Source organism: Streptomyces inusitatus, from assembly GCF_014651115.1.
In the GTDB taxonomy this organism is placed as follows: domain Bacteria; phylum Actinomycetota; class Actinomycetes; order Streptomycetales; family Streptomycetaceae; genus Streptomyces; species Streptomyces amakusaensis.
On record NZ_BMWG01000003.1, the window covers coordinates 1 to 24,914 of the forward strand.

General features: G+C 71.9%; 24 protein-coding genes and 1 pseudogene. 12 read left to right on the forward strand and 13 right to left on the reverse strand.

Going from position 1 to position 24,914, the window contains the following annotated elements:
• The 3 genes and pseudogenes from IE247_RS07390 to IE247_RS07400 form a co-directional block, all read left to right on the forward strand.
• Window positions 1-520, forward strand: a pseudogene (locus IE247_RS07390) (cupin); the annotation flags it as partial.
• Between the two features lie 104 nt (window positions 521-624).
• Window positions 625-1,509 (forward strand): radical SAM/SPASM domain-containing protein, encoded by an 885-nt coding sequence (locus IE247_RS07395; RefSeq protein WP_190122136.1) that lies wholly within the window; start codon window positions 625-627, stop codon window positions 1,507-1,509.
• Window positions 1,510-1,511: 2 nt separating this feature from the next.
• On the forward strand, window positions 1,512-2,657 hold the full coding sequence (locus IE247_RS07400; RefSeq protein ID WP_190122529.1) for a methyltransferase domain-containing protein: 1,146 nt from the start codon (window positions 1,512-1,514) through the stop codon (window positions 2,655-2,657).
• An 18-nt stretch (window positions 2,658-2,675) separates the two neighbouring features.
• On the opposite strand, the gene IE247_RS07405 is transcribed toward IE247_RS07400, so the two are convergent.
• The 4 genes from IE247_RS07405 to hutU form a co-directional block, all read right to left on the reverse strand.
• On the reverse strand, window positions 2,676-2,996 hold the full coding sequence (locus IE247_RS07405) for a hypothetical protein (protein ID WP_229868820.1): 321 nt from the start codon (window positions 2,994-2,996) through the stop codon (window positions 2,676-2,678).
• A gap of 340 nt (window positions 2,997-3,336) precedes the next feature.
• The gene (locus tag IE247_RS07410) at window positions 3,337-4,689 is read right to left on the reverse strand and encodes a formimidoylglutamate deiminase (RefSeq protein WP_190122137.1); all 1,353 of its coding nucleotides are present in this window, start codon (window positions 4,687-4,689) and stop codon (window positions 3,337-3,339) included.
• On the reverse strand, window positions 4,680-5,870 hold the full coding sequence (locus IE247_RS07415) for an allantoate amidohydrolase (RefSeq protein WP_190122531.1): 1,191 nt from the start codon (window positions 5,868-5,870) through the stop codon (window positions 4,680-4,682). Before IE247_RS07415 ends, IE247_RS07410 begins: the two co-directional genes overlap by 10 nt.
• 35 nt (window positions 5,871-5,905) lie before the next feature.
• A complete protein-coding gene (hutU, locus tag IE247_RS07420; RefSeq protein WP_190122138.1) occupies window positions 5,906-7,564 on the reverse strand; it encodes a urocanate hydratase in 1,659 nt (552 codons plus the stop codon).
• A 122-nt stretch (window positions 7,565-7,686) separates the two neighbouring features.
• On the opposite strand from hutU, the gene IE247_RS07425 reads away from it, so the two are divergent.
• The 3 genes from IE247_RS07425 to IE247_RS07435 all read left to right on the forward strand — a co-directional run bounded on the left by IE247_RS07425 (window position 7,687) and on the right by IE247_RS07435 (window position 11,109).
• The gene (locus IE247_RS07425; RefSeq protein WP_190122139.1) at window positions 7,687-8,997 is read left to right on the forward strand and encodes a type III PLP-dependent enzyme domain-containing protein; all 1,311 of its coding nucleotides are present in this window, start codon (window positions 7,687-7,689) and stop codon (window positions 8,995-8,997) included.
• A gap of 97 nt (window positions 8,998-9,094) precedes the next feature.
• Window positions 9,095-9,568, forward strand: a complete 474-nt coding sequence (locus IE247_RS07430) for an SRPBCC family protein (protein WP_190122140.1) — start codon at window positions 9,095-9,097, stop codon at window positions 9,566-9,568.
• A 170-nt stretch (window positions 9,569-9,738) separates the two neighbouring features.
• Window positions 9,739-11,109: an APC family permease gene (locus IE247_RS07435; RefSeq protein ID WP_190122141.1), complete on the forward strand. Its 1,371-nt coding sequence runs from the start codon at window positions 9,739-9,741 to the stop codon at window positions 11,107-11,109.
• Window positions 11,110-11,128: 19 nt separating this feature from the next.
• On the opposite strand, the gene IE247_RS07440 is transcribed toward IE247_RS07435, so the two are convergent.
• The 3 genes from IE247_RS07440 to IE247_RS07450 all read right to left on the reverse strand — a co-directional run bounded on the left by IE247_RS07440 (window position 11,129) and on the right by IE247_RS07450 (window position 14,154).
• The gene (locus IE247_RS07440) at window positions 11,129-11,689 is read right to left on the reverse strand and encodes a hypothetical protein (protein ID WP_190122142.1); all 561 of its coding nucleotides are present in this window, start codon (window positions 11,687-11,689) and stop codon (window positions 11,129-11,131) included.
• 84 nt (window positions 11,690-11,773) lie between these two features.
• Entirely contained in the window at window positions 11,774-13,828 is a 2,055-nt protein-coding gene (locus IE247_RS07445; RefSeq protein ID WP_190122143.1) for a sigma-70 family RNA polymerase sigma factor, read from the reverse strand.
• Window positions 13,825-14,154, reverse strand: coding sequence for a YciI family protein (locus IE247_RS07450; RefSeq protein ID WP_190122144.1), 330 nt, complete (start codon window positions 14,152-14,154; stop codon window positions 13,825-13,827). The genes IE247_RS07445 and IE247_RS07450 overlap by 4 nt, the downstream gene beginning before the upstream one ends.
• A gap of 169 nt (window positions 14,155-14,323) precedes the next feature.
• On the opposite strand from IE247_RS07450, the gene IE247_RS07455 reads away from it, so the two are divergent.
• On the forward strand, window positions 14,324-14,995 hold the full coding sequence (locus IE247_RS07455; RefSeq protein ID WP_190122145.1) for a DUF998 domain-containing protein: 672 nt from the start codon (window positions 14,324-14,326) through the stop codon (window positions 14,993-14,995).
• A 53-nt stretch (window positions 14,996-15,048) separates the two neighbouring features.
• Here the strand turns inward: IE247_RS07455 and IE247_RS07460 are convergent, their stop codons facing one another.
• Window positions 15,049-15,885 (reverse strand): MurR/RpiR family transcriptional regulator, encoded by an 837-nt coding sequence (locus IE247_RS07460; protein WP_190122146.1) that lies wholly within the window; start codon window positions 15,883-15,885, stop codon window positions 15,049-15,051.
• A 105-nt stretch (window positions 15,886-15,990) separates the two neighbouring features.
• On the opposite strand from IE247_RS07460, the gene IE247_RS07465 reads away from it, so the two are divergent.
• Window positions 15,991-16,425 carry a hypothetical protein gene (locus IE247_RS07465; protein WP_190122147.1) on the forward strand — a complete coding sequence of 145 codons (435 nt, stop codon included), beginning with the start codon at window positions 15,991-15,993 and terminating at the stop codon, window positions 16,423-16,425.
• Window positions 16,426-16,749: 324 nt separating this feature from the next.
• Here the strand turns inward: IE247_RS07465 and IE247_RS07470 are convergent, their stop codons facing one another.
• Window positions 16,750-18,138 carry a cystathionine beta-synthase gene (locus IE247_RS07470; RefSeq protein ID WP_190122148.1) on the reverse strand — a complete coding sequence of 463 codons (1,389 nt, stop codon included), beginning with the start codon at window positions 18,136-18,138 and terminating at the stop codon, window positions 16,750-16,752.
• A gap of 142 nt (window positions 18,139-18,280) precedes the next feature.
• On the opposite strand from IE247_RS07470, the gene IE247_RS07475 reads away from it, so the two are divergent.
• From IE247_RS07475 to IE247_RS07485, 3 genes are all read left to right on the forward strand, one after another.
• The gene (locus tag IE247_RS07475; protein WP_190122532.1) at window positions 18,281-19,294 is read left to right on the forward strand and encodes an SGNH/GDSL hydrolase family protein; all 1,014 of its coding nucleotides are present in this window, start codon (window positions 18,281-18,283) and stop codon (window positions 19,292-19,294) included.
• A gap of 109 nt (window positions 19,295-19,403) precedes the next feature.
• The gene (locus tag IE247_RS07480) at window positions 19,404-20,624 is read left to right on the forward strand and encodes an acetyl-CoA C-acetyltransferase (protein ID WP_190122149.1); all 1,221 of its coding nucleotides are present in this window, start codon (window positions 19,404-19,406) and stop codon (window positions 20,622-20,624) included.
• 421 nt (window positions 20,625-21,045) lie between these two features.
• Entirely contained in the window at window positions 21,046-21,909 is an 864-nt protein-coding gene (locus IE247_RS07485; protein WP_190122150.1) for a hypothetical protein, read from the forward strand.
• A 41-nt stretch (window positions 21,910-21,950) separates the two neighbouring features.
• On the opposite strand, the gene IE247_RS07490 is transcribed toward IE247_RS07485, so the two are convergent.
• Entirely contained in the window at window positions 21,951-22,277 is a 327-nt protein-coding gene (locus IE247_RS07490) for a hypothetical protein (RefSeq protein ID WP_190122151.1), read from the reverse strand.
• Between the two features lie 99 nt (window positions 22,278-22,376).
• Between IE247_RS07490 and IE247_RS07495 the strand changes: the two genes are divergently transcribed.
• On the forward strand, window positions 22,377-22,607 hold the full coding sequence (locus tag IE247_RS07495) for a DUF4287 domain-containing protein (protein ID WP_190122152.1): 231 nt from the start codon (window positions 22,377-22,379) through the stop codon (window positions 22,605-22,607).
• A gap of 97 nt (window positions 22,608-22,704) precedes the next feature.
• On the opposite strand, the gene IE247_RS07500 is transcribed toward IE247_RS07495, so the two are convergent.
• From IE247_RS07500 to IE247_RS07510, 3 genes are all read right to left on the reverse strand, one after another.
• The gene (locus IE247_RS07500) at window positions 22,705-23,586 is read right to left on the reverse strand and encodes a Bax inhibitor-1/YccA family protein (RefSeq protein ID WP_190122153.1); all 882 of its coding nucleotides are present in this window, start codon (window positions 23,584-23,586) and stop codon (window positions 22,705-22,707) included.
• A 626-nt stretch (window positions 23,587-24,212) separates the two neighbouring features.
• A complete protein-coding gene (locus tag IE247_RS07505; protein WP_190122154.1) occupies window positions 24,213-24,398 on the reverse strand; it encodes a hypothetical protein in 186 nt (61 codons plus the stop codon).
• Between the two features lie 72 nt (window positions 24,399-24,470).
• Entirely contained in the window at window positions 24,471-24,908 is a 438-nt protein-coding gene (locus IE247_RS07510; RefSeq protein ID WP_190122155.1) for an ATP-binding protein, read from the reverse strand.
• Window positions 24,909-24,914: the final 6 nt, after the last annotated feature.

Here is a 24,914-nt window from a genome sequence, read left to right on the forward strand (position 1 = left end):
CGCCATCACCCCCACCACCGGCACCGACCTCATCACCTGGATCACCGAAACCCTCCTCTCCGAAGAGCTGCTCCGCAAAGACCTCCCCCGCTTCGGACCCGCCGAAGAGAAACAGCGAACCGTCGACGGACTCCGCGAACTCCTCACCAGGGAGATGGCGGACGGGACTCTGATCGACCGCCACCTCCAGCACCAGGACGCCCACGCACCCGCACGCCCCCACCCCAGCCACCCCTACACGACCAGAATCCCGGCCACCGACCCCAACCTCCACGCACGACTCCTCACCACCCGCCACACCCTCACCACCAGCGAGGACGGCAAAGCCCAACTCACCGCCACCGGCCGAACCTGGACCTTCGCCCCCGCCGTACTCCCCCTCCTCCAACTCCTCACCGACCGCACCGAACACCGCATCAAAGACCTCGCCCACACCACCGGCCTCACCCGAAGCCAAGTGGCCAAGGTCATCGAAGAACTCATGACCGGGGGAATCGTCGCGGTCCGGGGGCGGGCGTGAGGGATACGAAGTCGCCCCCGTCCGGCTGTTCCCGTGAGCAGCCGGACGGGTTCGGCAACACCACTACTCGGCAGGCGATCCACCTCATGAGAAAGGGAAGTCCGATGACGTCAGTCGCTGAACCCCCGGTCACCCCGTTCGCCGGGATCACCACACTTGAGCTGGAGATCACCGGGAAGTGCCAGCTCTCGTGCTCGCACTGCCTGTCAATGTCCAGCCCGCAGGCCACACACGGCACCATGACCCCCGCCGACTGGCGGCAGGTGATCGCCGACGCCGCCGATCTCGGCATCCCCCGTATCCAGCTCATCGGGGGCGAGCCGACCGTTCACCCCCAGTGGCGCGGCTTCGCCGAACTCGCTCTCTCGCTCGGACTCGGGGTGCAGATTTACTCGAATCTGTTCAACGTCGCCTGGTCCTGGTGGGAGACGTTCGAGCGGGACGGGGTGACACTCGCGACCAGCTACTACAGCGACACCCCCGCCGAGCACGACAAAATCACCGGCAGGCCGGGAAGCTACCGTCGGACCCGCGCCAACATTGAGGAGGCGCTCCGGCGCGGGATCCCTTTGTACGTCGGCATTGTGGACGTCCTCGACGGTCAACGGGTCGCCGAAGCGCGCGCCGAGCTGAGCGCCATGGGGGTGCGGCAGATCAACACGGACCGGGTGCGTGCTGTGGGCCGGGCCAGGCTGCCCGGAACGAAACCGACGCTGGACGAGATGTGCGGCCGGTGCACCCGGGGGCGCGGTGCCGTTCTTCCGGACGGGAGTCTCACCGGCTGCGTGCTGTCCCGCGACTTCCCTGCCGGCAATGTGCGGACGACGCGGCTCCGTGATCTGTTCGGCGGCGAGGAGTGGGCGGACCTCTCGGCGAGGATTCCGGCACCCCGTGCCGCTTGCCCGCCGGACGACTCGGGGGATTGCGACCCCGCCAATACGGAAGCGTGCATGCCGAGCTTCCCTGACGATGACGACGAGGTGTCGTGAGCGTGGAGTGGGAACACCATGCGCAACGGCTCGCACGACAGGTGACCGACCCCGATTCCCGCTGGCTCGGGGCCGTGGCAGGAGTACCCCGCCATGAGCTGGTCCCCAGGTGGTGGGAGAGGGACGGCGACGGAGGGTGGCGGCTCAGGAACGGGGCCGACGACCCCGGCGGATGGATGGAGGCGGCCTACACGGACCGGTCGTTGATCACCCGGGTCGGGACGCTCCACGCCGACCACGCCGAAGCGGGAGACCGCCCGGAGGGGCTGCCCACATCGTCCGCCACCCTGCCGAGCCTGGTCGTTCGCATGCTCCGCCACGGGCGGCTCGGGGACGGGCTGGATCTGCTCGATCTCGGCACCGGAGCCGGGGGCCTCACCGCCTACGCGGCGCGCCGGCTCGGTGCTCGACATGTGACCAGCCTGGATGTGGACCCGTACTTGACCAGTGCGGCGGCCGACCGGCTCGCGCCCATGGGGCTCCGGCCACGGTTCCTCGCCCTGGACGCGACCGAGGAGATCCCGGGGACGTACGACCGGATCATCGCCACGGTCGGAATGCCGCCCGGTCCCGGGCTCCGTCCCATGCTCGGCGCACTTCGCGAGGGCGGACGCCTGGTCACCACGATCGCCCGGACCACCATGATTCTCACCGGGTGGAGACAGCCGGACGGAGCCGTGGTCGGGCGGATCGAACGCGACTGGGCCGGGTTCATGCTCACCCGCTCCGGGAACGACTACCCGCCCGCACTCGCCGGGCTGTTCGCCCTCGCCCGAGAGGCGGACGGGGAGCGGACCGGCACCGGCCGCTATCCCGTCGTGAACGTGGACGACGCGTGGGAAGTCAGGTCCATGCTGGAAGTGACGACCCCGGGCATCGAAACCGACTACGAGAACAGCGGACGGACGCGCACCGCCTACCTGGTCCACCCCGACGGGTCATGGGCCAGAGCCTCCGCCGAACGGACCCGTCCGCCCACCGTCCACCAGAGCGGGCCTCAGCGACTGTGGGACACCGTGGAACGTATCCGTACATGGCTGCTCTCCGAGGGCGGACTGCCCCTGTACGGCGCGGACGCCCGCGTCACCCCGGACGGAGTCATCCGCCTGACCCGTGGCCGCTGGGCGGACACCATGGGCGCACCATAGCTCCGGGGCCGGGGAGTCTCAGGGCGCGTCGGCAAGCGGGGGCGGCGCGGGGAGGACGGCCGGGGTCGCCATGTCGTTGTCCTCCAACTGCATCTCGTCCAGTTCGACACTGCGGACGAGCACCCCGGGCAGGTCCACGAATCGGCTCAGCGCGTCCGCGATGGCCTGAGTCAGTGTCTCGGCCTCGAAGGAGCAGCTGAACCGGGAATCGCCCGGCCCCTCCTGCAGGTGGATGCGCCCGTCGTGGAAGCTGGCCAGCTCCGTCAGGGCGTCGTCCTGCTCTTCGGTGAGAGCGTCCTGAAGGACCAGGCTGAAGTACCAGTTACGCACAGTTCGCATGCCTCCGAGTGAATCGATCGATGTCCCGAGCCTCTTCGCTCGGATTCTGGGGAGTGCAGGCCACCGGGTACCTGCGGTTGCAGGGACAGCAGATAACGCAGCCCCAGCGGTGCCCCTTGCCTGTATGGATCACCTTGAGCCCCGCCGCCTCCGCCCTCCTCAGCGCCGCTTCAACATCCTTCTTCTGATGCCGATCACCGATTCCCATGACCGTATGTACTACTCGTCACCCCGCGAGGAAGGTACGGAGAACGAAAGCAGACCGCCCGATCGAGCTACTGCACGGCACAGGGGTGACCAGCACAGTCGCCGGGCACGGCAGGGCCCAACCGCGAGGCCCCTACCCCCGCAGCGCGGCGATCGACGCCGCCAGTTCGCCCGGGACGTCGGGGATGAGGGTGTGGACGCCGGAGGTGACGATGCGGCGGCCGGCGACGACGACTTCGCGGATGTCGGGGGCGGAGGCGGCGAAGACGGCGGTTTCGGCGGCGAGGCGGGGGAGGGGGCCGGAGGTGCGGACGGAGGTGAGGGTGAGGGTGGTGAAGTCGGCGGGGGCGCCGGGTTCGAGGCGGCCGGTCTCGGGCCAGCCGAGGGCGGTGTGGCCGGTGGAGGTGGCGGTGCGGAGGAGGGAGGCGGCGGTCCAGTGGCCGCGGGTGCGAGAGCGGAGGCGTTCGTCGAGTTCGAGGGCGCGGGCCTCTTCGAGGAGGTCGATGACGGCGTGGCTGTCGCTGCCGAGGCAGAGCGGGGAGCCGGCGCGCTGGAGCGCGACCGCGGGGCCGATGCCGTCGGCGAGGTCGCGTTCGGTGGTGGGGCACATGCAGACGCCGGTGCCGGAGGAGCCCAGTGCCCGGATGTCGTCGTCGGTGAGGTGGGTGGCGTGGACGGCGGTGACGGTCGGCTTCCAGAATCCGGCGCGTGCGAGGAGTTGGGCGGGCGTGGTGCCGTACACGGCCCGGCAGGCCTCGTTCTCGGCGGGCTGTTCGGAGAGGTGGACATGGACCGGCAGTCCGTCGGTGCGCTCGGCGAACCGCTCGTACCCGTCGGCCTCGGCGAAGGCGCGTACGGAGTGGATCGCGGCCCCGATCCGGGCGTGCGGGCGGGGTGTGAGCCGGGAGAAGCGCTCGTACCAGCGGTCGGCGGTGCCGTCGCCGAAGCGGAGCTGGGGGCCTTCGAGGGGCTGGTGGCCGTCGCGGGTGAGGCCGCCGCGGAGGTAGGCGGTGTCGAGGAGGGTGATCCGGATGCCGGCGTCGGCGGCGGCGGCGATCAGGGCCTCGCCCATGGCGTTGGGGTCGTCGTAGGGCACTCCCCGGGGCCCGTGGTGCAGATAGTGGAACTCGCCCACGACCGTGATCCCGGCGAGGGCCATCTCCGCGTACACGGCGCGGGCGAGGCGGTGGTACGAGTCGGGGGTGAGCCGGGACGCGAACTGGTACATGAATTCGCGCCAGGTCCAGAAGGTCCCGGTGCCGACCTGGACGGTTCCGCGCAGGGCCCGGTGAAAGGCGTGCGAGTGGGCGTTGGCGAGGCCGGGGATGGTCAGGCCGCGCAGGATCTCCGCGCCGGGCGGGGGTGTGTCGGTCCCGGTGCGGACGGCCGTGATCAGGCCGTCGCGCACCTCCAGCAGCACCCCGGGCTCGACATGGGTCTCCAGCCAGGCGTGTTCGGCCCAGTACGAGGTCGTCGTCAGCGGCATGCGAGGCCCTCCAGTACGTCGGCGAGCGCGATCACCCCGGCGAGGCAGTCGTCCTCGGCCGCGGACTCGGCCGGGGAGTGCGAGACGCCGGTGGGGTTGCGTACGAACAGCATGGCGGTGGGGACGGCGGCGGAGAGGATTCCGGCGTCGTGTCCCGCGCCGGTGCCCAGGATCGGGATCCGGCCGCCGAGGAGCCGGTTCAGCTCGTCGCGCAGGGCGTGCTCGAACTCGACGACAGGGGTGAAGGACTCGCGTACGACGGTGAGGTCGACGCCGTCGCGGGCGGCGCGGTCCCGGGCGGCGCGCTCGACGGCGGCGACGACGGTGTCGAGGGTGGCCTGGTCGGCGGCGCGGGAGTCCAGCCAGCCGCGGACCAGGGAGGGGATCGCGTTGACCCCGTTGGGTTCGACGGAGACCTTGCCGAAGGTGGCGAGCGCGCCGAGGAGTTCGGCCTCGCGGCGGGCGGCGAGGACGGTCTCGGCGTAGGTGGGCATGGGGTCGCGGCGGTCGGCGAGCCGGGTGGTGCCCGCGTGGTTGGCCTCGCCCGCGAAGTCGAACCGCCAGCGGCCGTGGGGCCAGATCGCGGAGGCGAGGCCGACGGCGTCGCCGGAGAGGTCGAGGGCGCGGCCCTGTTCGACATGGAGTTCGACGAACGCGCCGATGCGGGCGAGGCGCTCGGGGTCGGGGCCGATGGCGTCGGGGTCCTGTCCGGCGGCCTCCATCGCCTGCGGGAGGAGGATCCCGTCGGCGTCGCGGAGCGCGTGCGCCTGTTCCCGGGTGAGGCGGCCCGCCGTGAGCCGGGAGCCGACGCAGGCGACGCCGAAGCGGGCTCCCTCCTCGTCGCCGAAGTTGGAGACCGCGAGGGGCCGGGTGGGGCTCGCGCCGCGCCGCCGGAGTTCGTCGAGCGCGGCGAAGGCGGAGACGACTCCGAGGGGTCCGTCGAACGCGCCCCCGTCGGGGACGGAGTCCAGATGGGATCCGGTGACGACGGCGTCGCCCTGGGCCGGGTCGCCGAGCCAGGCCCACTGGTTGCCGTTGCGGTCGGTCTCGTACGAGAGCCCCCGGGCCAGCGCCTGGTCCTTGAACCAGGCCCGGCAGTCGGCGTCCGGCCCCGACCAGGCGTAGCGGCGGTAGCCGCCGGTGGTGGCGTCGCGGCCGACGGGGGCGAGTTCTCGCCACATCTGGTGGAAGGAGGCCCCGGGGAGGCTCTTGGTGTTCACGCGCCCTCCCGCATCGGGATGCGGACGCCGCGCTCGGCGGCCACGGTCTCGGCGGACTCGTATCCGGCGTCGACGTGCCGGATGACGCCCATGCCGGGGTCGTTCGTCAGGACGCGGCGGATCTTCTCCCCGGCCAGTGGGGTGCCGTCGGCGACGGTGACCTGGCCGGCGTGGATGGAGCGGCCCATTCCGACGCCGCCGCCGTGGTGGATGGAGACCCAGGACGCGCCGGAGGCGACATTGACCATGGCGTTGAGGAGGGGCCAGTCGGCGATCGCGTCGGAGCCGTCGAGCATGGCCTCGGTCTCGCGGTACGGGGAGGCCACCGAGCCGCAGTCGAGGTGGTCGCGGCCGATGGCGAGGGGGGCGGCCAGCTCGCCGGAGGCGACCATGTCGTTGAAGCGCTCGCCCGCGCGGTCGCGTTCGCCGTGGCCGAGCCAGCAGATGCGGGCGGGCAGCCCCTGGAAGCGGACCCGCTCCCCGGCGAGGGTGATCCAGCGGCGCAGCGACTCGTTCCCGGGGAACAGCTCCAGCAGGGCGCGGTCGGTCTTGGCGATGTCGGAGGCCTCGCCGGAGAGCGCGGCCCAGCGGAAGGGGCCCTTCCCCTCGCAGAACAGGGGGCGGATGTACGCGGGGACGAAGCCGGGGAAGGCGAACGCCCGCTCGTACCCGGCGAGCCGGGCCTCGCCCCGGATGGAGTTCCCGTAGTCGAAGACCTCGGCCCCGGCGTCCTGGAAGCCGACCATGGCCTCCACATGGCGGGCCATCGACTCACGCGCCCGCAGGGTGAAATCGGCGGGCTTCTCGGCGGCGAAGGAGGCCATCTCGTCGAAGGCGATGCCCGCGGGGAGGTAGGAGAGCGGGTCGTGGGCGGAGGTCTGGTCGGTGACGATGTCGACGGGCGCACCCATCTCCAGAAGCCTGGGGAGCAGTTCGGCCGCGTTGCCGAGGACGCCGATCGAGAGCGGGCGGCGGGCGTCGCGGGCCTCGACGGCGAGGGTCAGGGCGTGGTCGGGGGAGTCGGCGCGGACGTCGAGATAGCCGTGCTCGATGCGCCGCTCGATCGCGCGGGGGTCGCAGTCGACGCAGATGGCGACGCCGTCGTTCATGGTGACGGCGAGGGGCTGCGCGCCGCCCATGCCGCCGAGGCCGGCGGTGAGGGTGATGGTGCCGGCCAGGGTGCCGCCGAACTTCTTGGCGGCGACGGCGGCGAAGGTCTCGTAGGTGCCCTGGAGGATCCCCTGGGTGCCGATGTAGATCCAGGAACCGGCGGTCATCTGCCCGTACATCGTCAGTCCGAGGGACTCCAGCCGCCGGAACTCCTCCCAGTTGGCCCAGTCGCCGACCAGGTTGGAGTTGGCGATGAGCACGCGCGGGGCCCACTCGTGGGTCTGCATCACGCCGACCGGGCGGCCGGACTGGACGAGCATCGTCTCGTCCTGCTTCAGGGTCCGCAGGGTGCGCACCATCGCGTCGAAGGAGCGCCAGTCGCGGGCCGCCTTGCCGGTGCCGCCGTAGACGACCAGCTGGTCGGGGTGTTCGGCGACCTCGGGGTCCAGATTGTTCTGGAGCATGCGCAGGGCGGCCTCCTGCTGCCATCCCAGGGCGCTCAGTTCGCTGCCGCGCGGGGACCGTACGGGGCGGGGTCCGGACATGGGGCGATGCCTCCTCGCGGCGGCGCGCCGCCGGTGTTGGGTCAGCTATTCACATCCTGATCTCATGAATACTCCTAGTCAACAGATGCGCCGGGCGCGCCCCGGATGGTTGGCTGAGGCATATGACTGTCGAACGTCGGAATCAAGCCGTACGAGCCGCTGTCGAACAGGGGCTTCTCGCCGGGGAACAGCCGGTCACCGCCCTTCTGGACGTGGCCGGAATCCGAGAGTCCGCCGCCGCGCTGCGGGCGGCCTTCGCCGCCGTCACCGACGCCCCCGTGCTGCACGCCTTCGCCGTGAAGGCGACCCCGCTGGTGCCCGTGCTCGCCCTGCTGAACACCGAGGGCATCGGCGTGGAGGTGGCGAGCCCCGGCGAACTGGCGCTGGCGCGCGCCGCTGGCGTACGCCCCGAGCACACCGTCCTCGACTCCCCCGCCAAGACCCCGGCCGAGCTGCGCGAGGCGCTCGCCCTCGGCATCGCCGTCAACGCCGACAACCCGCAGGAGCTGGCCCGTATCGACGCCCTGGCGGCGGCCGGGACCGCGTCCCCGATCGGGGTGCGGGTCAATCCGCAGATCGGCGCGGGGGCGATCGGCGCGCTGTCGACGGCGACCGCCACCTCCAAGTTCGGCTTCGCCCTGCGGGACGAGGGCGCGCGCGAGTCAGTCGTACGGATGTTCCTGGAGCGGCCCTGGCTGACCCGGCTGCACACCCACTCCGGCTCCCAGGGCATACCCCTGGCGCGGATGGCCGAGGGCGTCGCCGCGGTGTACGCGCTGGCCGAGGAGATCAACGCTGCGGCCGGGCGGCAGCAGATCGAGACCGTCGACATCGGCGGCGGGCTCCCGGTGAACTTCGCGTCCGAGGAGACCACCCCCACCTTCGAGGAGTACGCCCGGCTGCTGAAGCGGGAGGTCCCGGGGCTGCTGGACGGGCGGTACGGACTGGTCACCGAGTTCGGGCGGTCGCTGCTCGCCAAGCACGGCACGGTCCTGGCCCGGGTGGAGTACGCGAAGGTGTCCGGCTCCCGGCCGATCGCGGTCACCCACGCGGGCGTCCAGGTCGCCACCCGTACCGTCTACGACCCCGTCTCCTGGCCGCTGCGGATCGCCGCGTACGACGCGAAGGGGCGGCCGAAGACGGGGGCCGAGACGGTGCAGGACATCGCGGGGCCCGCCTGCTTCGCGGGCGATCTGCTGGCCGAGGGGCGGTCGCTGCCGCTGCTGGAACAGGGCGACGTGGTGGCGGCCCTGGACACCGGCGCGTACTACTTCACCGCCCACTACGGCTACAACAGCCTGCCGAGGCCGGCGGTGCACGGCTTCGCGGTGAGCGCGGACACGGTTGACTTCTCGCTGGTGAGAGCCGCGCAGAGCGCCGAGGAGATCGTGGCCGAGGCGGGCGGGGACCGGGCGGGCGCGCTGCTGGGGTGAGCGCCGGGGGCGCCGGGTCGGGCTCCGGGCGGGGCTCGGGAGGGGCTCGGTGCGGGCTCCGGGGGCGATTGTCCGACCCGGCTGCTTTCCTGGAGTCATGGCGAACAGAAGCGTGGTCGTCGAGCGGAGGATCGCGGCCCCGGCCGAGCGGGTCTGGAGCGCGCTGACGGATCTGGAGCGGGCCCCGGAGGTGCTGAGCGGCGTGGAGTCGGTCGAGCTGCTCTCGCCCGGGCCCTTCGGCGTCGGCACCCGCTGGCGCGAGACCCGGCGGATGCTGGGCACGTCGGCCACCGAGGAGATGTGGGTGACGGCGAGCGAGCCGCCGCTCGGCTATGTGGTCGAGGCCGAGTCGCGGGGCGCGCACTATGTCTCGGACTTCGCCCTGCGCCCGGCCGGTCCGGAGGCGACGGACGTCCGGATGACCTTCACGGCCCGGCCGCCGGGCGGCGCGGCCGGGCTGCTCGCGAAGGTCTTCGGCGCGCTGGGCGCGCGGGCGGTGGCGAAGGCGATCGCCCGGGATCTGGCGGATGTGGCGGCGGCCGTCGAGGGGCGGTCCCCGCCGGCCCGATGAGGCCGGGCGGGCCGGACTCCCGGGCTGGACTCCCGGGGCGGTCTCCCGGGCCGGATGTGTACAGAACGGCCGCATTACCCGCACATCCTGCCGGGCATCACCCCGGGCCGTCCGGGCAGTCTCCTCCTCCTGTACCGCGGTATGCGCCGCAGCCGACCAGGGAGAGCCTTTTGACCGCCACCACCACCGCCGACCGCACCTCGGACGAGCCCGAGGGGGACGGGCCGCTCAGCCGGGCCATCGGGCCCAAGCTGCTGATCCTCTTCGTCATCGGCGACATCCTGGGCACCGGCATCTACGCCACCACCGGCAAGGTCGCGGGCAAGGTGGGCGGCGCGCTGTGGCTGCCGTTCGTCATCGGGTTCCTGGTGGCGATCCTGACCGCCGCCTCCTATGTGGAGCTGGTCGGCAAGTACCCCAAGGCCGCCGGGGCCGCGCTCTACACCCAGAAGGCGTTCAAGGTCCCCTTTCTGACCTTCATCGTCGCGTTCATGGTGATGTGCTCGGGGCTGGCGTCCGCGAGCGCCGCCGCCCGCGCCTTCAGCGGGGACTACTTCCTGGAGTTCACCGACGCCGTCCCGTCGACCCTGATCGCGGTCCTCTTCATCGTCGTCCTCGCCGCGCTCAATCTGCGCGGGGTCTCGGAGTCGGTGAAGACCAATGTGGTGCTCACGATCGTCGAGCTGACCGGACTCGCGATCATTCTGTCGATCGGCGCGTGGGCGGTGCTCTCCGGCGGCGGCGACACCTCCCGGCTCACCCAGTTCGAGGCCGAGGGCACCGGATACGCGCTCTTCACCAGCGTGCTGGGCGCCACCGCGCTGGGGTTCTTCGCCTTCGTCGGCTTCGAGGACTCGGTGAACATGGCCGAGGAGACCAAGGATCCGGTGCGCACCTTCCCCCGGGCGATCTTCATCGGTGTCGCCGTCACCGGGACGATCTACGTGCTGGTCGCCCTGGTGTCGTCGCTGCTGGTCGACCACCGGACGCTGGAGAGTTCCAGCGGACCGCTCCTGGAGGTCGTCAAGGCGGGCGGCGTCGGCTTCCCGCCCCAGCTCTTCGCGCTGATCGCGCTGTTCGCGGTCACCAACTCCGCGCTGATCAACATCATGATGGCCTCCCGGCTCTGCTACGGCATGGCCAATGAGCGCATCCTGCCCAAAGCCATGGGCCGGGTGCTGCCCAAGCGGTGCACCCCGGTCGTCGGGATCGTCTTCGTCTCGGTGCTCGCCATCGGGCTGGTGCTGACCGGCGAGATCGAGGGACTCGGCGACACCACGGCGTTCCTGCTGCTCTGTGTGTTCGCGGTGGTCAACATCGCCGTGCTGGTGCTGCGCCGGGACCCGGTGGCGCACCGTCACTTCCGTACGCCCACCGCCCTGCCCGTCCTCGGCGCGATCACGGCGCTGGTGCTGGCCAGCCCGCTCGCCGAGCGGGACGCCGAGGTCTACATCCGGGCGGGGGTGCTGATCGCCATCGGCGTCGGGCTGTGGGCGGTCAACAGGGCGGTGATGAAGGCGCGCGGAGAGGACACCGCCTGACGCGCGGTGTCCACGAGGCTCAGCGGCGGCGGGCCCCGCCGGGTGCGGCGTCGCCCGCCGCGATGCCGGTGGTGACGAAGGTCTCGACCGCCGGGCCGGCCGGGCCCGCGGCGAGACGGTCGGCGCTCACCCAGAGGAGCTTCTCCGTGTCCCGCTCCCGGTGGCCGAGCAGGACCGCCTTGGCCCAGAGTCCGGCCCCGGCCCCGGCGAGCAGCATCCCGCCGGCGGCGGGCAGCGCGAAGGAGGAGGCCACGGCGGCCAGGAAGGCGATCAGGTAGTGCCATCGGCGGGCCCGCCGCCGGGTGTTCAGGGTGACCTTGCGGTCCTGGAGGAAGTCGCCGCGCCCGGCGCGGGCGGCCCCCTCGGCGAGCCGGGTGTAGCGGCCGCGCCGGGCGAGCGCCGTGACGACGGCCGTCACCAGCAGCAGCGCCGCGCCGGTCAGCACGCCGATCCGGCGGCCGGTGAGCCCGGGCAGCAGCGCCCCGACCCCGGCGGCCACCACTCCGAGCCACCACAGGGGTGCGGCCCCGGCTCGTACCACCACCGCCACCCGCGCCAGCGAACGCGCACCGCGAACCATGTGCGTACTCCCTCTCCGTACTCCGGCTCCACGACCGGACTCCGTGACCGGACTCCGTACCGGTCTGCCCTTTCGCGGGCGAGGTTAGCCGCGCTTTCTGAGTGCCGTCTGAGTCCGATGGGGCCCGGCGCCGAGCCGGCGGAGGGTCCAGCCCTCTCCGGCCGGGTCGAGTGGACCGGTGGTGTGTTTGAAGAGGTATTCGGCGCGCTCGTAGGAGAGACGGCCGCGGCCGGTGTCCGGGCAGAGGTCGCGGTCGCCCCGGCGGCGGGCCGGGCCGGGGCGGCGGTCGGTGAGGAAGAGCGGGCCCCGGGTGCGGTCCGCGATCAGCCGCGGCAGCAGAAGGGCCGTGGCCGCGCGCCAGTTCACCCATCCGGACGCCGTACGGGCCCGGCGGTCGGCGAGGTCCAGATCCCCGATGTCGAGGGCGAGGACCGTGGTGATCGGCGCGCCCGAGTCATGGAGCAGCCGCCACAGGGTGTGCTCCCGCAGCGGGAGTCCGGGCCGGGACCAGAGGCTTTCGAGCAGCTCGGAGGGGATCGGGCGGGCCCGGGACGGGGTCTCGGCGCGGCGCTCCAGGCCCGCCGCGAGATCGCCGAGGCGGGCCTCGGCGGCGAAGGAGCGGACGGCCGAGCGATGGCGGTTCCAGGTGGTGGCCGCCGCGCCGCCCCAGGCCAGGGCGAAGACACCGGCGATGTCGTCGGCGGTGATGCCGCAGACGGGACGCCCGTCGCCGAGCGCGGTACGGAGCCTGCGCAGCGTCTGCCCGTAGGAGCGGGCCGTGGCCGGGTCCATCGTGTCCTGGGCGAGGAAGGCGGTCGCCGCCTCGGCGAGGGTGGGGCCCTGTGGGGCGGCCGGCTCCAGGGCCGCCGCGCGGCCGAGCAGGAAGGCGCGTTCGGCGGTGTTGTGGGTGAGGGCGGCGGCGCGCTCGAATTCGGGGCGGGCCTCGGCGTACCGGCCCAGCTTCATGAGCAGGTCGCCCCGGGCGGCGGGGAGGAGGTGGTAGTCGCGCAGCGCCGGGTCGGTGGTGAGGGTGTCCATGAGCGCGAGACCGGCCTCGGGGTCCTGGGCCATGGAGAGGGCGACGGCGCGGTTGAGGCGTACGACGGCGGTGGGGAGCAGTGCCTCCAGCGTCTCGTACAGGGCGGCGATCCGCTGCCAGTCGGTGTCCTGGGCGGTGGCGGCGCTCGCGTGGGTGACGGCGATGGCGGCCTGGAGGAGGTACGGGCCCGGCGGGCGGCCCCGCTGGGTGTCGCGGGCGCGGAGCATCGCGGCGAAGCCCCGGCGGATCAGGAGCGGGTCCCAGCGGCCCCTGTTCTGTTCATGGAGCCGGACCGGTTCGCCGAAGGGGCCGGTGCGGGCCGCCGAGCGGGACTCCTGGATCTCCAGCAGGGCGACCAGGGCATGGGCTTCGGGCTCCTCGGGGGCGAGTGCTGCGAGGAGGCGGCCCAGGCGCAGGGCCTCCAGGGTGAGGCCGGGGCGCAGCAGGTCGTCGCCGGAGGTGGCCGAGTACCCCTCGTTGAAGATCAGGTAGATGACTTTGAGGACGGAGGAGAGGCGTTCGGTCAGTTCCGCGCCGTCCTCGGGGAGTTCGAAGGGGACGCGGGCCTCGGCGAGGGTGCGTTTGGCGTCGGCGATGCGGCGGGTGATCGCGGTCTCGGGGAGGAGGAAGGCGCGGGCGATCTCACCGGCGGTCAGACCGCCGACGAGCCGGAGGGTGAGGGCTGCCCGGGCCGCGGTGGGCAGCACCGGGTGGCAGGAGAGGAACATCAGCCGCAGGGCGTCGTCCTGTTCCGGTTCCAGCCGGTCGGGCTCCGGCTGCTCCGGGGGGTGCCGGTGCTGTTCCTGGGCGAGTTGGTGCTGTTTCTCGTCCAGGCGGCGGGCTCGGCGGATGTGGTCGACGGCGCGGCGTTTGGCGACGGCGGTCAGCCAGGCGCCCGGGTTCTCCGGGACGCCTGAGCCGGGCCACTGTTCGAGGGCGGTGACGAGTGCGTCCTGTGCCAGTTCTTCGGCGAGGCCGACGTCGTGGACCATCCGGGTGAGCGCGCCGATGATCGTGGCGGACTCCTGTTTCCAGACGGCGTCGACGGTGCGGTGCGGATCGCTCCGGCGGGGCCCGTTGGACGTACTCGCGGCGGTCACGGGCCGAAGACCTGCTGGATCACGCTCTCGCCGTCGCCGACGATCCGGCGGAAGCGGCGGGCCAGTTCGACGGCCTCCTCCTCCGAGCGGACCTCGACCAGGGCGAACCCGGCGACCGCTTCCTTGGCCTCGGTGAAGGGGCCGTCGGTGACGGTGATCTCGCCGCCGGAGGAGGTCAGGCGGACTCCGAAGGGGGCGAGTCCGCCGGTGGCGAGCAGTACGCCGGAGGCGGTGAGCTCCTCGACGAACGCGCCCATCTCGGCGAAGAGCTTCTCGTCGGGGGCGGCGGCGTTGTCGGTGGCCTTGGTCGTCATCAGGTAGCGCATGGGGTTCTCCGTCTGCTCGGTGGGTGATTGCCTGCTCTGCCCACACGTCGAACAGCCTATGTGACAGGGAATGGCGGCGTTCCCTGTCACATCTCCCGTTCGATGTGAGGGCGAGAAGCGCATTGCCGGACCGCAGAGATTCCGCCGAGCCGAAGAGGGACCGACCGACATGACCACCGCCGCACACGCCGCCACCGCCACCGCCCCTGCCGCTCGTGTCTCGACCCGCACACTGCTGGGGCTCTCCGCCGCCGCCGGGCCCCTGTGGGCCGTGGTCTCCCTCACCCAGGCCGCGGCCCGGGAGGGGTTCGACATCACCCGCCATCCGCTGAGCGCCCTGAGCAACGGCCCGCTCGGCTGGCTCCAGATCGGGAACTTCCTGCTGGCCGGGGTGTTGACCGTCCTCGGGTCGATCGGTCTCCGCCGGGTGCTGCGGGGCTCCCCCGGAGGGATCTGGGCGCCGCGGCTGGTCCTGCTCGCCGGCATCGGCCTGATGGCGGCCGGGGCCTTTGTGATGGACCCGGCGGACGGTTTCCCGGCCGGTGCGCCGGAGGGGATGCCGACCGCGATGACCTGGCCGAGCTATGCGCACATGGCCGCCGGGACGATCACCTTCGCCTCGCTGATCGCCGCCAACTACGTCCTCGGCCGGCACTTCTCCCGGGCCGGGGAGCGGGGACGGGCGATCGCCTCACGGGTCGCCGGGACCGCGCTGCTCCTCGGCAACGGGTGGGCGATGAGCGGAGGGGCGGCCGGGACGCTGACGCTGGCGATCGGCGCGATCACCGCGATGGTGTGGGTGTCGGCGGTGGCCGCGCGCTACCGGTCGCGGGAGGTCTGAACCGTACGTACCAACCCCTGGCGGCACAGAACACAGCGGCCCGGGACCTCTCGTCAGTCGGCGAAGAGGCCCCGGGCCGCCGCCGCCGCGTCGAACTCCTCCAGCCGGGCCTGGGCGTCCGGCAGTTCGTCGCACATGGCCTCCAGCAGCACCCGCCCCAGCAGCATCGGCGCGCACACCGTGTCGAAGGAGAGCCCGGTGCCGACGGCCGCCGGGATCAGCAGATCGCTCTCGCCCGCGACCGGGGCGAACGCCGAGTCCGCGACCGTCACGACGGTCAGCCCGGCGGTACGGGCGTACGCCAGCGCCTCCACGACCTCCTTGGGGTGCCGGGGCAGCGCGAAGCAGAGCAGCGCGCTCGCGCCCGCGCGCCGGGCGGCGTCGATCCGGTCGGCGAGCAGGGTGCCGCCCTCGTCCAGCAGACGTACGTCCGGGTGGACCTTGGCCGCGAAGTAGGCGAACCCCCGGGCCTGGGCGGCGGCCGCGCGCAGCCCGAGGACCGGCAGCGGGCGGGAGGCGGCGAGGAGGCGTCCGGCGCGTTCGACCGGGGCGGGGTCGGCGAGCAGCTCGGCGAGCCGCCGCAGATTCTCGATCTCGGCGCGCACCGCCTGCTGGTACTCGTTGGGGATGTGCTCGGCGGGCTCGGCGGCGGCGGGGGCGATCTCGCGGAGATGGCGGCGCAGGGCCGGGTAGCCGTCGAAGCCGAGCGCGACGGCGAAGCGGGTGACGGAGGGCTGGCTGACCCCGGCGACCTCGGCGAGTTCGACGCTGGAGAGGAAGGGGACGTCGGCCGCCCGGCGCACCATGCTGTGGGCGATCCGGCGCTGGGTGGGGGTCAGCCGATGCCCCTCGAACAACTGTTGCAGTCGTGCGGCAGGGCTGTCGCTCACGCCGTCCACCTCGTCCTTCTCCTCTCCCGGAGGGTGGGGCCAGCCGCCCCGGACCGGGGGGCTACCCCTACTGACGCCCGCGCCGGGCGGACGTAGCGTACCCGTATGGAAGCCCGTGACCAGGAGCTGAAGAAGGAATTGGACGCCACCCTCCACGCCCGGCGCGAACTGGGCGAAGAGTATGAGTCGGCTCTCGTGGAGTCCTTTCTGAGCAAGGTGGAGCAGCGTATCGACGGCGTGGTGGACCGGCGGACCCGCCGGCAGCTCGCCGAGCGGCAGATGGCGGTGGCCCGGGGGACGGGCTCATCCCGGCAGCCCGCCGACGCCGGCCCCGGCTTCGGCGAACGTTTCGGCTTCGGTGTGGTCTCGCTGATCCTGGCCGTGCCGCTCTCGGCGATCGGTGTGGTGAACGCCGGGCTGCCGGGGCTGATCGTGACCTGGGCGGGGATCGTGGGGGTGAACGCGGTGCACTCCTCGGGAGGGCTGTCCCGGCTGCTCCGCAAGGAGGAGCGGAGGGAATCCGACTCCTGGATGGACTGAGCCGCTCCAGCCACAGTGGTCGCTGCGGTCGCGGAGGGGTGACGCGGGGACCGCCGCACCCCCGGCCGATGGCCGAAGGGCGGGACGACGGCGGTCCCCGCGTGGGACGCGCTCCCGGGTCAGGACCGGTCGCCACGTCCGGGACGCCCATGGCACCGGGAGCCGCTCCGGAGATCCAGGACGCCGTTCAGGGCGTCGGGCGAGGGCCCCCGCCAGGGCCCCCAACCGACACCCATCACTCTGCCGACCTCGTGTTAAGCCCGTGCTGCGCCCGCATGACATGCGCGTACCGATCGCGCGAAGCCCGTCCGGAGCGGGCGGTGACTACTTGCCGCTGTTGGCGAGGAACGCCAGCAGGTCCTGGCGGCTCACCACACCCTTGGGCTTCCCCTCCACCAGCACGATCGCCGCGTCGGCGGTGCCGAGGACGTTCATCAGATCGCCGACCGGCTCGCCGGAGCCGACCTGCGGCAGCGGGGCGCACATGTGCTTCTCCAGCGGGTCGCCGAGCGAGGCGCGCTGGGTGTAGAGGGCGTCCAGCAGCTCCCGTTCGACGACCGAGCCGATGACCTCGGCGGCCATCACATCGGGGTGTCCCGCGCCCGGCTTGACGATCGGCATCTGGGAGACGCCGTACTCGCGCAGCACCGCGATCGCGTCGCCGACGGTCTCCTCCGGGTGCATGTGCACCAGGCTGGGGATCGCGCCGCCCTCCTTGTGGCTCAGGACGTCGCCGACGGAGGCGGACGGTCCGGAGTCGGAGAGGAAGCCGTAGTCCGCCATCCACTCGTCGTTGAAGATTTTCGAAAGGTATCCGCGCCCGCTGTCCGGGAGCAGGACGACGACGACATCGTCGGGCCCGAGCGGCTCGGCCGCCCGCAGCGCGGCGACCACGGCCATCCCGCAGGAGCCGCCGACGAGCAGGCCCTCCTCCTTGGCGAGCCGGCGGGTCATCTGGAAGGAGTCCTTGTCGGAGACGGCGATGATCTCGTCCGTCACCGTCCGGTCGTACGCCGTCGGCCAGAAGTCCTCGCCGACGCCCTCGACCAGATACGGGCGGCCGGAGCCCCCGCTGTAGACGGAGCCCTCGGGGTCCGCGCCGATCACCTTCACCGCGCCGTCGCTGACCTCCTTGAGGTAGCGCCCGGTCCCGGAGATGGTGCCGCCGGTGCCCACGCCCGCGACGAAATGGGTGATCTTTCCCTCGGTCTGGTCCCACAGCTCGGGACCGGTGGTCTCGTAGTGCGAGCGGGGGTTGTTCGGGTTGGAGTACTGGTCCGGCTTCCAGGCCCCGGGGATCTCACGGACCAGCCGGTCGGAGACGTTGTAGTACGAGTCGGGGTGCTCGGGGTCGACCGCCGTGGGGCAGACGACGACCTCGGCGCCATAGGCCCGCAGCACATTGATCTTGTCGGTGGAGACCTTGTCGGGGCAGACGAAGACGCACTTGTACCCCTTCTGCTGGGCCACGATCGCCAGGCCCACACCCGTATTGCCGCTGGTCGGCTCCACGATCGTGCCGCCGGGCAGAAGTGCTCCGCTCTCCTCGGCCGCCTCGATCATGCGCAGGGCGATGCGGTCCTTGACCGAGCCGCCGGGGTTGAAGTACTCGACCTTGGCCAGAACGGTGGCCTGGATACCGGCGGTGACGCTGTTGAGTTTCAGCAGCGGGGTGTTGCCGACCAGACTGATCATCGAGTGATGAATGCGCACAATGTCTCCGGGGTCTCCGTAGTGAATGCGGTCAGAGTATGCGGAGCCGGGCGGGATTGGGCGACCGTCGTAGCGGGGCAGTTAGCTGGGAGACCGGCTTGGTCGGCGAGGAGAGGAGGTCCGGACGGTGTCGAGGGCGAGAGTGGCGCGGCGCATCGCCGCCGGCGCGGCCTACGGCGGCGGAAGCATCGGCCTGCTCGGGGCGGCGACCGTGGGGGTCGTGATCGCGGAGGTCCAGTTGGCGAAGCGCTCGGTGGGCGGCGGCGTCGCGCCCCTGCCGCCGCGCGCGGACGGGCTGTACGGACTGGCGTTCGGACGGAGCGATCCGCTGCTGCTGGGGATGCTCGGCGACTCCACGGCGGCCGGGCAGGGGGTGCGGCGGGCCGGTCAGACGCCCGGGGCGCTGCTGGCCTCGGGGCTGGCTGCGGTGGCGGAGCGGCCGGTGGAGATGAGCAATGTGGCGCTGCCGGGGGCGCAGTCGGACGATCTGGCGCGGCAGGTGACACTGCTGCTCTCGGACGTCTCCCGGCGGCCGGACATCTGCGTGATCATGGTCGGTGCCAACGATGTCACCCATCGGATGCCGCCCACGCGATCGGTGCGCCATCTGGCCTCGGCGGTGCGCAGACTGCGTACGGCGGGGGCCGAGGTGGTGGTGGGCACCTGCCCCGATCTGGGCACGATCGAGCCGGTCTACCAGCCGCTGCGCTGGCTCGCCCGGCGGGTGTCGCGGCAGCTCGCGGCGGCGCAGACGATCGTGGCGGTGGAGCAGGGGGGCCGGACGGTCTCCCTGGGGGATCTGCTGGGGCCCGAGTTCGCGGCGAACCCGAGGGAGATGTTCGGGGCGGACAACTACCACCCCTCCGCCGAGGGGTACGCCACGGCGGCGATGGCGCTGCTGCCGACGGTGTGCGCGGCGCTGGGAGTGTGGCCGGAGTCGGACCGGCCGGAGGCGGCGCGGGACGAGGGGATGCTGCCGGTGGCGCAGGCCGCCGTGACGGCCGCGCGGGAGGCGGGCACCGAGGTGACGGGGGCGCGCGCGCCCTGGGCGCTGCTGAAGCACCGCCGCCGCCGTCGGCTGTCCGACTCCGCCGACGCCCCTCCCACCCCGCCGACCCCTCCAGCCCCTCCGACCACCGAGATCACGCCAAAGTGAGCGCTCGCTTAGAATTGAGGCCCGTGTCACACCGTACGGCTGGTGACCCCGCCCCTACCTACCGGTAGCTTCCCATCGAGTCCTCCGTCCTCACCCTCCTGGAGCCGTGATGCCCGAAGCCGTCATCGTTTCCGCCGCCCGCTCCCCCATCGGCAGGGCCTTCAAGGGCTCCCTCAAGGAGCTGCGCGCCGACGATCTGACCGCGTTCATCGTGCGGACCGCCCTCGACAAGCTCCCCGGACTCGACCCGCGGGACATCGACGACCTGATGCTCGGCTGCGGGCTCCCGGGCGGGGAGCAGGGCTTCAACCTCGGGCGGATCGTCGCCGTACAGCTGGGGATGGACCATCTCCCCGGCTGCACGATCACCCGTTACTGTTCCTCCTCGCTCCAGACCTCCCGGATGGCCATGCACGCCATCAAGGCCGGTGAGGGCGATGTCTTCATCTCGGCCGGGGTGGAGATGGTCTCCCGGTTCGCCAAGGGGTCCTCCGACAGCCTGCCCGACACCCAGAACCCGCTCTTCGCCGAGGCCCGGGCCCGTACCGAGAAGGCCGCCGAGGGCGGGTCGGACTCCTGGCGCGACCCGCGTGAGGAGGGGCTGCTGCCGGACGCGTACATCGCCATGGGGCAGACGGCGGAGAACCTCGCCCGGCTGAAGGGCGTGAGCCGCCGCGAGATGGACGAGTTCGGCGTACGGTCGCAGAACCTCGCCGAGCAGGCCATCGCCAACGGCTTCTGGGAGCGGGAGATCACCCCGGTCACCACGCCCGACGGCACCGTCGTCACGGCGGACGACGGACCGCGCGCGAGCGTGACCCTGGAGGGCGTGGAGGGGCTGAAGCCCGTCTTCCGGCCGGACGGCCTGGTGACGGCGGGGAACTGCTGCCCCCTCAACGACGGCGCGGCCGCCCTGGTGATCATGAGCGACACCAAGGCCCGTGAGCTGGGGCTGACCCCGCTCGCCCGGATCGTCTCCACCGGGGTCTCCGCCCTCTCCCCCGAGATCATGGGGTACGGGCCGGTCGAGGCCTCCCGCCAGGCCCTGACCCGTGCCGGGCTGACCATCGGCGACATCGACCTGGTGGAGATCAACGAGGCCTTCGCCGCCCAGGTCATCCCCTCCTACCGGGATCTCGGCGTCGACCTCGACAAGCTCAACGTCAACGGCGGCGCGATCGCGGTCGGCCACCCGTACGGCATGACCGGCGCCCGGATCACCGGCACCCTGATCAACAGCCTCCAGTTCCACGACAAGCAGTTCGGCCTGGAGACGATGTGCGTGGGGGGCGGGCAGGGGATGGCGATGGTGATCGAGCGGCTGAGCTGAGACGCGGCTGGGGTTGGGGGTGCCCTGAGGAACGAAGGGCGCACCCGGCCACAGCGGTGTCGAAACTCAGCGCGACCACCAGCACGAGCGGCTGAGCTGAGACGCGGCTGGGGTTGGGGGTGCCCTGAGGAACGAGGGGCGCACCCGGCCGCAGCGGTGTCGAAGCTCAGCGCGACCACCAGCACGAGCGGCTGAGCTGAGACGCGGCTGGGGCCTGAAAACCAACTCGTGACCGAAACTCCCCCAGGATGTGATCTCTCTCCTGGGGGAGCGTCATTTCCCCAGGTCAAACCCATGCCCCGGTAAACACCAGGCCAAAAGTCCTGTCCATTTCATGACGTAATGCACTGCCGGGAGGAGTCGGCTCCCCGCAAGCTGATGTAGGAAGTCGGAGGTGTCGAATGAAACCGGGAGTACGTCAGTGAGCGCCATGTCTCTTGCCCTGCTGCTGACCACCGCCGCGGCCACGGTGGTGGGAGCCGCCGCCCTGCACGCCGCGTACGGACTCCGCAAGCAGGTCACGGCCCTCCGCACCGAGCTGTCCGCGGCGACCGCGGCCGGGGTCCGCCCGGCCGTCGTCGCCGTGCCGCAGGCCCGTCCCACCCCCGCCGGGGAGATACGCGCGGCCGTCGCCGAGGCTCTCGCCGAGGAGCGGGAGCGCGAGCTGGCGGAGGCGCGCGCCTTCTGGGCCGCGCAGGAGACCCGTGACGCCGCCGACGCCTCCGCCCGGCCGGGCGGGGAGGCCCCGCTGCCGCTGTTGGGCGGCGGCGCCGGTGCTCCTGGTGACGAGCCGCCGTTCTATGTGCCGAGGCAGAGTGACTTCCTGGGGCTGGAGGCGATGGACCTGGACGCGATCGAGGCGCTGGACGAGCCGGCCGATCTCCCGGAGATGACCGAGTTCGCGGAGGAATCCGCCGAGCTGGCCGCTGCCCGCCGCCGGCATCCCTCGCACCCGGACTTCGTCCCCGTACAGACCTCGGTCGTCACCGACCACGAGCGCACGGTCCGCAGGCTGGAGGAGCTGGCCCTCGCCCACACCGAGCTGACCGATGTGCGGCCGGGCCCGCTGGGCACGCTCGACGTCTATGTCTTCGCGGACGGGACCACGCTCTGTCTGACCCCGGGCCACCGGGAGACCGCCGAGCGGCTCGCCGAGTCGCTGCGCTCCGGTGACGCCCCGGTGCTGCTGGGCGGTTCCAGCGTCTCCGGCGCGTACGCCCTGACCTTCGTCTGCGGCGACGAGGCCGTCTACATCCTCGCGGACCGGGTCATCGCCTCGTTCTGACGCCGCTCCGGGCGCACTCCGGCGCGTCGCGAGCGCGGCGGCTACAGCCCCGCGCGCTCCGCCGCCGTACGTACGAGAAGCGCGGCCTCGTCCACCTCTGTCTGCCGGGGGGCCGGGGCCGTTCTCAGTGCTTCGGCCAGATCCGCGGCCGCCACGGTCAGCTGGTCGGCGACGGCGAACACTCCCGCGTCGGGCATGGTCCTGGGCGGCCGGTCCGGGGTCTCGACCCGCTGGGCGCGCAGCGCCAATTCCCTGGCCAGCGCCAGCGCCTCGGCTGCCGCGCCCCGCTGGAGGCGGCTCTGCGGGGCGGCCCGCAGCCGGTCGGCGAAGCGTTCCACTGCCGCGGTGAGATCGGTCGTATCAAGCACACCGCGACCCTATGCGCACCCCGGGGAGTGTTGCCAACGGGCGAACGCTCGGGCACGGTGGCGTGAAGGAGCACACGCGCGAAGCGTCCGGAGGCGCCGATGTCCCCAGTCTTCTCCGAAGAGACCCACCGAAATCTGCTCTCCCGAATCCCCCAGTGCACCGGTCGTGAGATCTCCGACTGGCTCCGCGCCGTCGAGGACGGCCCGTCCCTTCTCCGCCTTGAGGAGAAGATCAGCTGGCTCCGGAGCGAGTACAGCCTGTCGTACGGCCACGCCAAGGCGATCGTCCACGAGTACGACCTGCGGCGGGCCGCGCGCAAACTGCTGTAGGTCCGCGCCCCCGGGACCCGGGAACGCCGAAGGGCCCGCGGGCGGTGCGCCCGCGGGCCCTTCGTCACTTCAGCCGGTCGACCCGGGTCGGGTCTTCCTAGTCGTTGCCGGTGATCAGCGAGACCAGTCGCAGCATCTCCAGGTAGATCCAGACGAGGGTCATGGTGAGGCCGAAGGCGGCCATCCAGGACTCCTCGCGCGGAGCGCCGTAGGCCAGCCCGTCCTCGACCTGCTTGAAGTCGAGGGCGAGGAAGCAGGCGCCCAGGATGACGCCGATGACGCCGAAGAGGATGCCGAGACCGCCGCTGCGGAAGCCGAGGCCGTCGCCGCCGCCGATGACGGCGAAGAGCAGATTGACCGCCATCAGCAGCACGAAGCCGAGGCCGGCCGCCATCACGAAGCCGTAGAAGCGGCGGTTGACGCGGATCCAGCGCATCTTGTAGGCGATGAGCACACCGGCGAAGACCGCCATGGTGCCCAGGACCGCCTGCGGGACCGCGCCCGCGCTGACGTAGGTGGTGACAGCGCTGGAGATGACCCCGAGGAAGACGCCCTCGAAGGCCGCGTACGCCAGGATCAGCGCCGGGACGGGCTTGCTCTTGAAGGCCTGGACCAGCGACAGGACGATGGCGATCAGCGCGGCGCCGATCGCGATGCCGTACGACTTGCCGATGTTCGCGCTGTCGACGGGCAGCAGGACCCACGAGAGCACAGCGGTGAGGACGACGGTGCCGAGCGTCATCGCGGTACGCGACACGACATCGTCGATCGTCATCGCATTGGCGCGCACAGGGGCCTCGGGGCCCGTGCCGAGCTGGGCCTCGGGCGCGTAAGGGTTGGTCGCGTACGGGTTCGCGGCGCCCTGGGCATAGGGGTTTCCTGCGACGGGTCCCCCGGCCTGCGGCTGCGCGTTGAAGCCCGCGGAACCGTTGTCGCGGCTGAACCCCCGTCGCGAGAAGACCGGGTTGCTGCTCCTCATCTCACTCCTCCATGGCCACCTTGCGCGGCCTTGCGTCAAGAGTAATGCGGGAGCAAAGCAAGCACCCTAGTGCCTGGGGAGGATCTTTCCGGATTGTGACCTGGGATCACGGTTTCGGGTGAAGCCCGTGTGAGGGACCCGACGCCCCGCACCACCCTCATGGGCGACGGGAGGGTCCGGGGGTCCGCCCCGGAGGGCCGCCGGCCCGGCCCCGGCGAGGAGAGTGCCGTGGTCACCGGTTCGTTCCCGCGGGTGACGCTGCGTATCGATGGTCGTGCCCGGAGCCGGACTCGAACCGGAGGGCCCGGTCGCATCACCGCAGGTCAACGCCCTGACCTGCGGCGCGGCCACCGAAACAGACCCATCCAGGCCCTTCCAGACCGGATCAGAGGCAACCAGCCGGTACCCCGTGCGCCAATTGGCGCACCGAATGGCGCGCACACGGTAAAGGGCCCGGCAGATAGCCTGCCGGGCCCCTTCCCGACCCTCACGCTGCGGAGCACGAGGCCGGGGGATCACCATTCAACCGTCTCTCCGGGATCATGGCCGGAAGACGCCACGCCACCCGAAAGGACGCCATCGATCCCGGTGGACGACCCGCCCCGGCAAGGAGCGGGAGCCCCGGCTCAGGCCCACTGATCGACCTGACGGTTGTACGCGTACACCAGCGCCTCAAGGCGCTCAAGGCACGCCTCGCACACGAAAAACGGGCCGGTCCCGTACATCTCGGTCTGGACCGGGCCCAGCCACGTCACCGGCACCTCGTCAGTCTCGCAGCGCCAGCACCAGCCGACCACCCACGTAATGATCACCGGGCCGGACCAAAGACGCCGATGCTGAGCGCGGTCAGAATCGACAGCACCGCGACCACGTACATGACCTGTTCAGTGCGACTGCTCACCATGACTCCTCGTCCTCGGGAGTTCCAGATCGGCCCACACCGTCTTTCCCCAGCCCAGCAGGTCCACGCCCCAGCGGCCGTCGGTCAGCTCTTCGACGATCGCCAGCCCTCTCCCGGACACATCCTGATCGCCGGCCTCGCGGGTCTGCGGAAGAACGCGCGAGAAGTCCGTCACGGCCAGCCTCACCCCGGTGCGGCTCTCCCGCGTCACGGTGATCTTCACGAGATCCCGCCGGGCATGCGCGACCGCGTTCGACACCAGCTCGGTGATGACGAGTCGCCCCGCGAACTCGGCCTCTCCCAGATCCCACCGGCAGAGCACCAAGGAGACAAGGGCACGCGCGTCTCGTGCGGACTCGGCCGCCCTCGGCAGGGTCGTGCTGTAGGAGGGCTTCCCGTGCATCTTCGACTTGATCGGCATGCGCCC

Bases quoted from the DNA above. Each gene is read 5' to 3' on its own strand.
- IE247_RS07395 (WP_190122136.1), top strand. From the start codon at position 625: ATGACGTCAGTCGCTGAACCCCCGGTCACCCCGTTCGCCGGGATCACC.
- IE247_RS07405 (WP_229868820.1), bottom strand. From the start codon at position 2,996: ATGCGAACTGTGCGTAACTGGTACTTCAGCCTGGTCCTTCAGGACGCT.
- IE247_RS07410 (WP_190122137.1), bottom strand. From the start codon at position 4,689: ATGCCGCTGACGACGACCTCGTACTGGGCCGAACACGCCTGGCTGGAG.
- IE247_RS07415 (WP_190122531.1), bottom strand. From the start codon at position 5,870: ATGTGGCGAGAACTCGCCCCCGTCGGCCGCGACGCCACCACCGGCGGC.
- hutU (WP_190122138.1), bottom strand. From the start codon at position 7,564: ATGTCCGGACCCCGCCCCGTACGGTCCCCGCGCGGCAGCGAACTGAGC.
- IE247_RS07425 (WP_190122139.1), top strand. From the start codon at position 7,687: ATGACTGTCGAACGTCGGAATCAAGCCGTACGAGCCGCTGTCGAACAG.
- IE247_RS07430 (WP_190122140.1), top strand. From the start codon at position 9,095: ATGGCGAACAGAAGCGTGGTCGTCGAGCGGAGGATCGCGGCCCCGGCC.
- IE247_RS07440 (WP_190122142.1), bottom strand. From the start codon at position 11,689: ATGGTTCGCGGTGCGCGTTCGCTGGCGCGGGTGGCGGTGGTGGTACGA.
- IE247_RS07450 (WP_190122144.1), bottom strand. From the start codon at position 14,154: ATGCGCTACCTGATGACGACCAAGGCCACCGACAACGCCGCCGCCCCC.
- IE247_RS07455 (WP_190122145.1), top strand. From the start codon at position 14,324: ATGACCACCGCCGCACACGCCGCCACCGCCACCGCCCCTGCCGCTCGT.
- IE247_RS07465 (WP_190122147.1), top strand. From the start codon at position 15,991: ATGGAAGCCCGTGACCAGGAGCTGAAGAAGGAATTGGACGCCACCCTC.
- IE247_RS07480 (WP_190122149.1), top strand. From the start codon at position 19,404: ATGCCCGAAGCCGTCATCGTTTCCGCCGCCCGCTCCCCCATCGGCAGG.
- IE247_RS07495 (WP_190122152.1), top strand. From the start codon at position 22,377: ATGTCCCCAGTCTTCTCCGAAGAGACCCACCGAAATCTGCTCTCCCGA.
- IE247_RS07500 (WP_190122153.1), bottom strand. From the start codon at position 23,586: ATGAGGAGCAGCAACCCGGTCTTCTCGCGACGGGGGTTCAGCCGCGAC.
- IE247_RS07510 (WP_190122155.1), bottom strand. From the start codon at position 24,908: ATGCCGATCAAGTCGAAGATGCACGGGAAGCCCTCCTACAGCACGACC.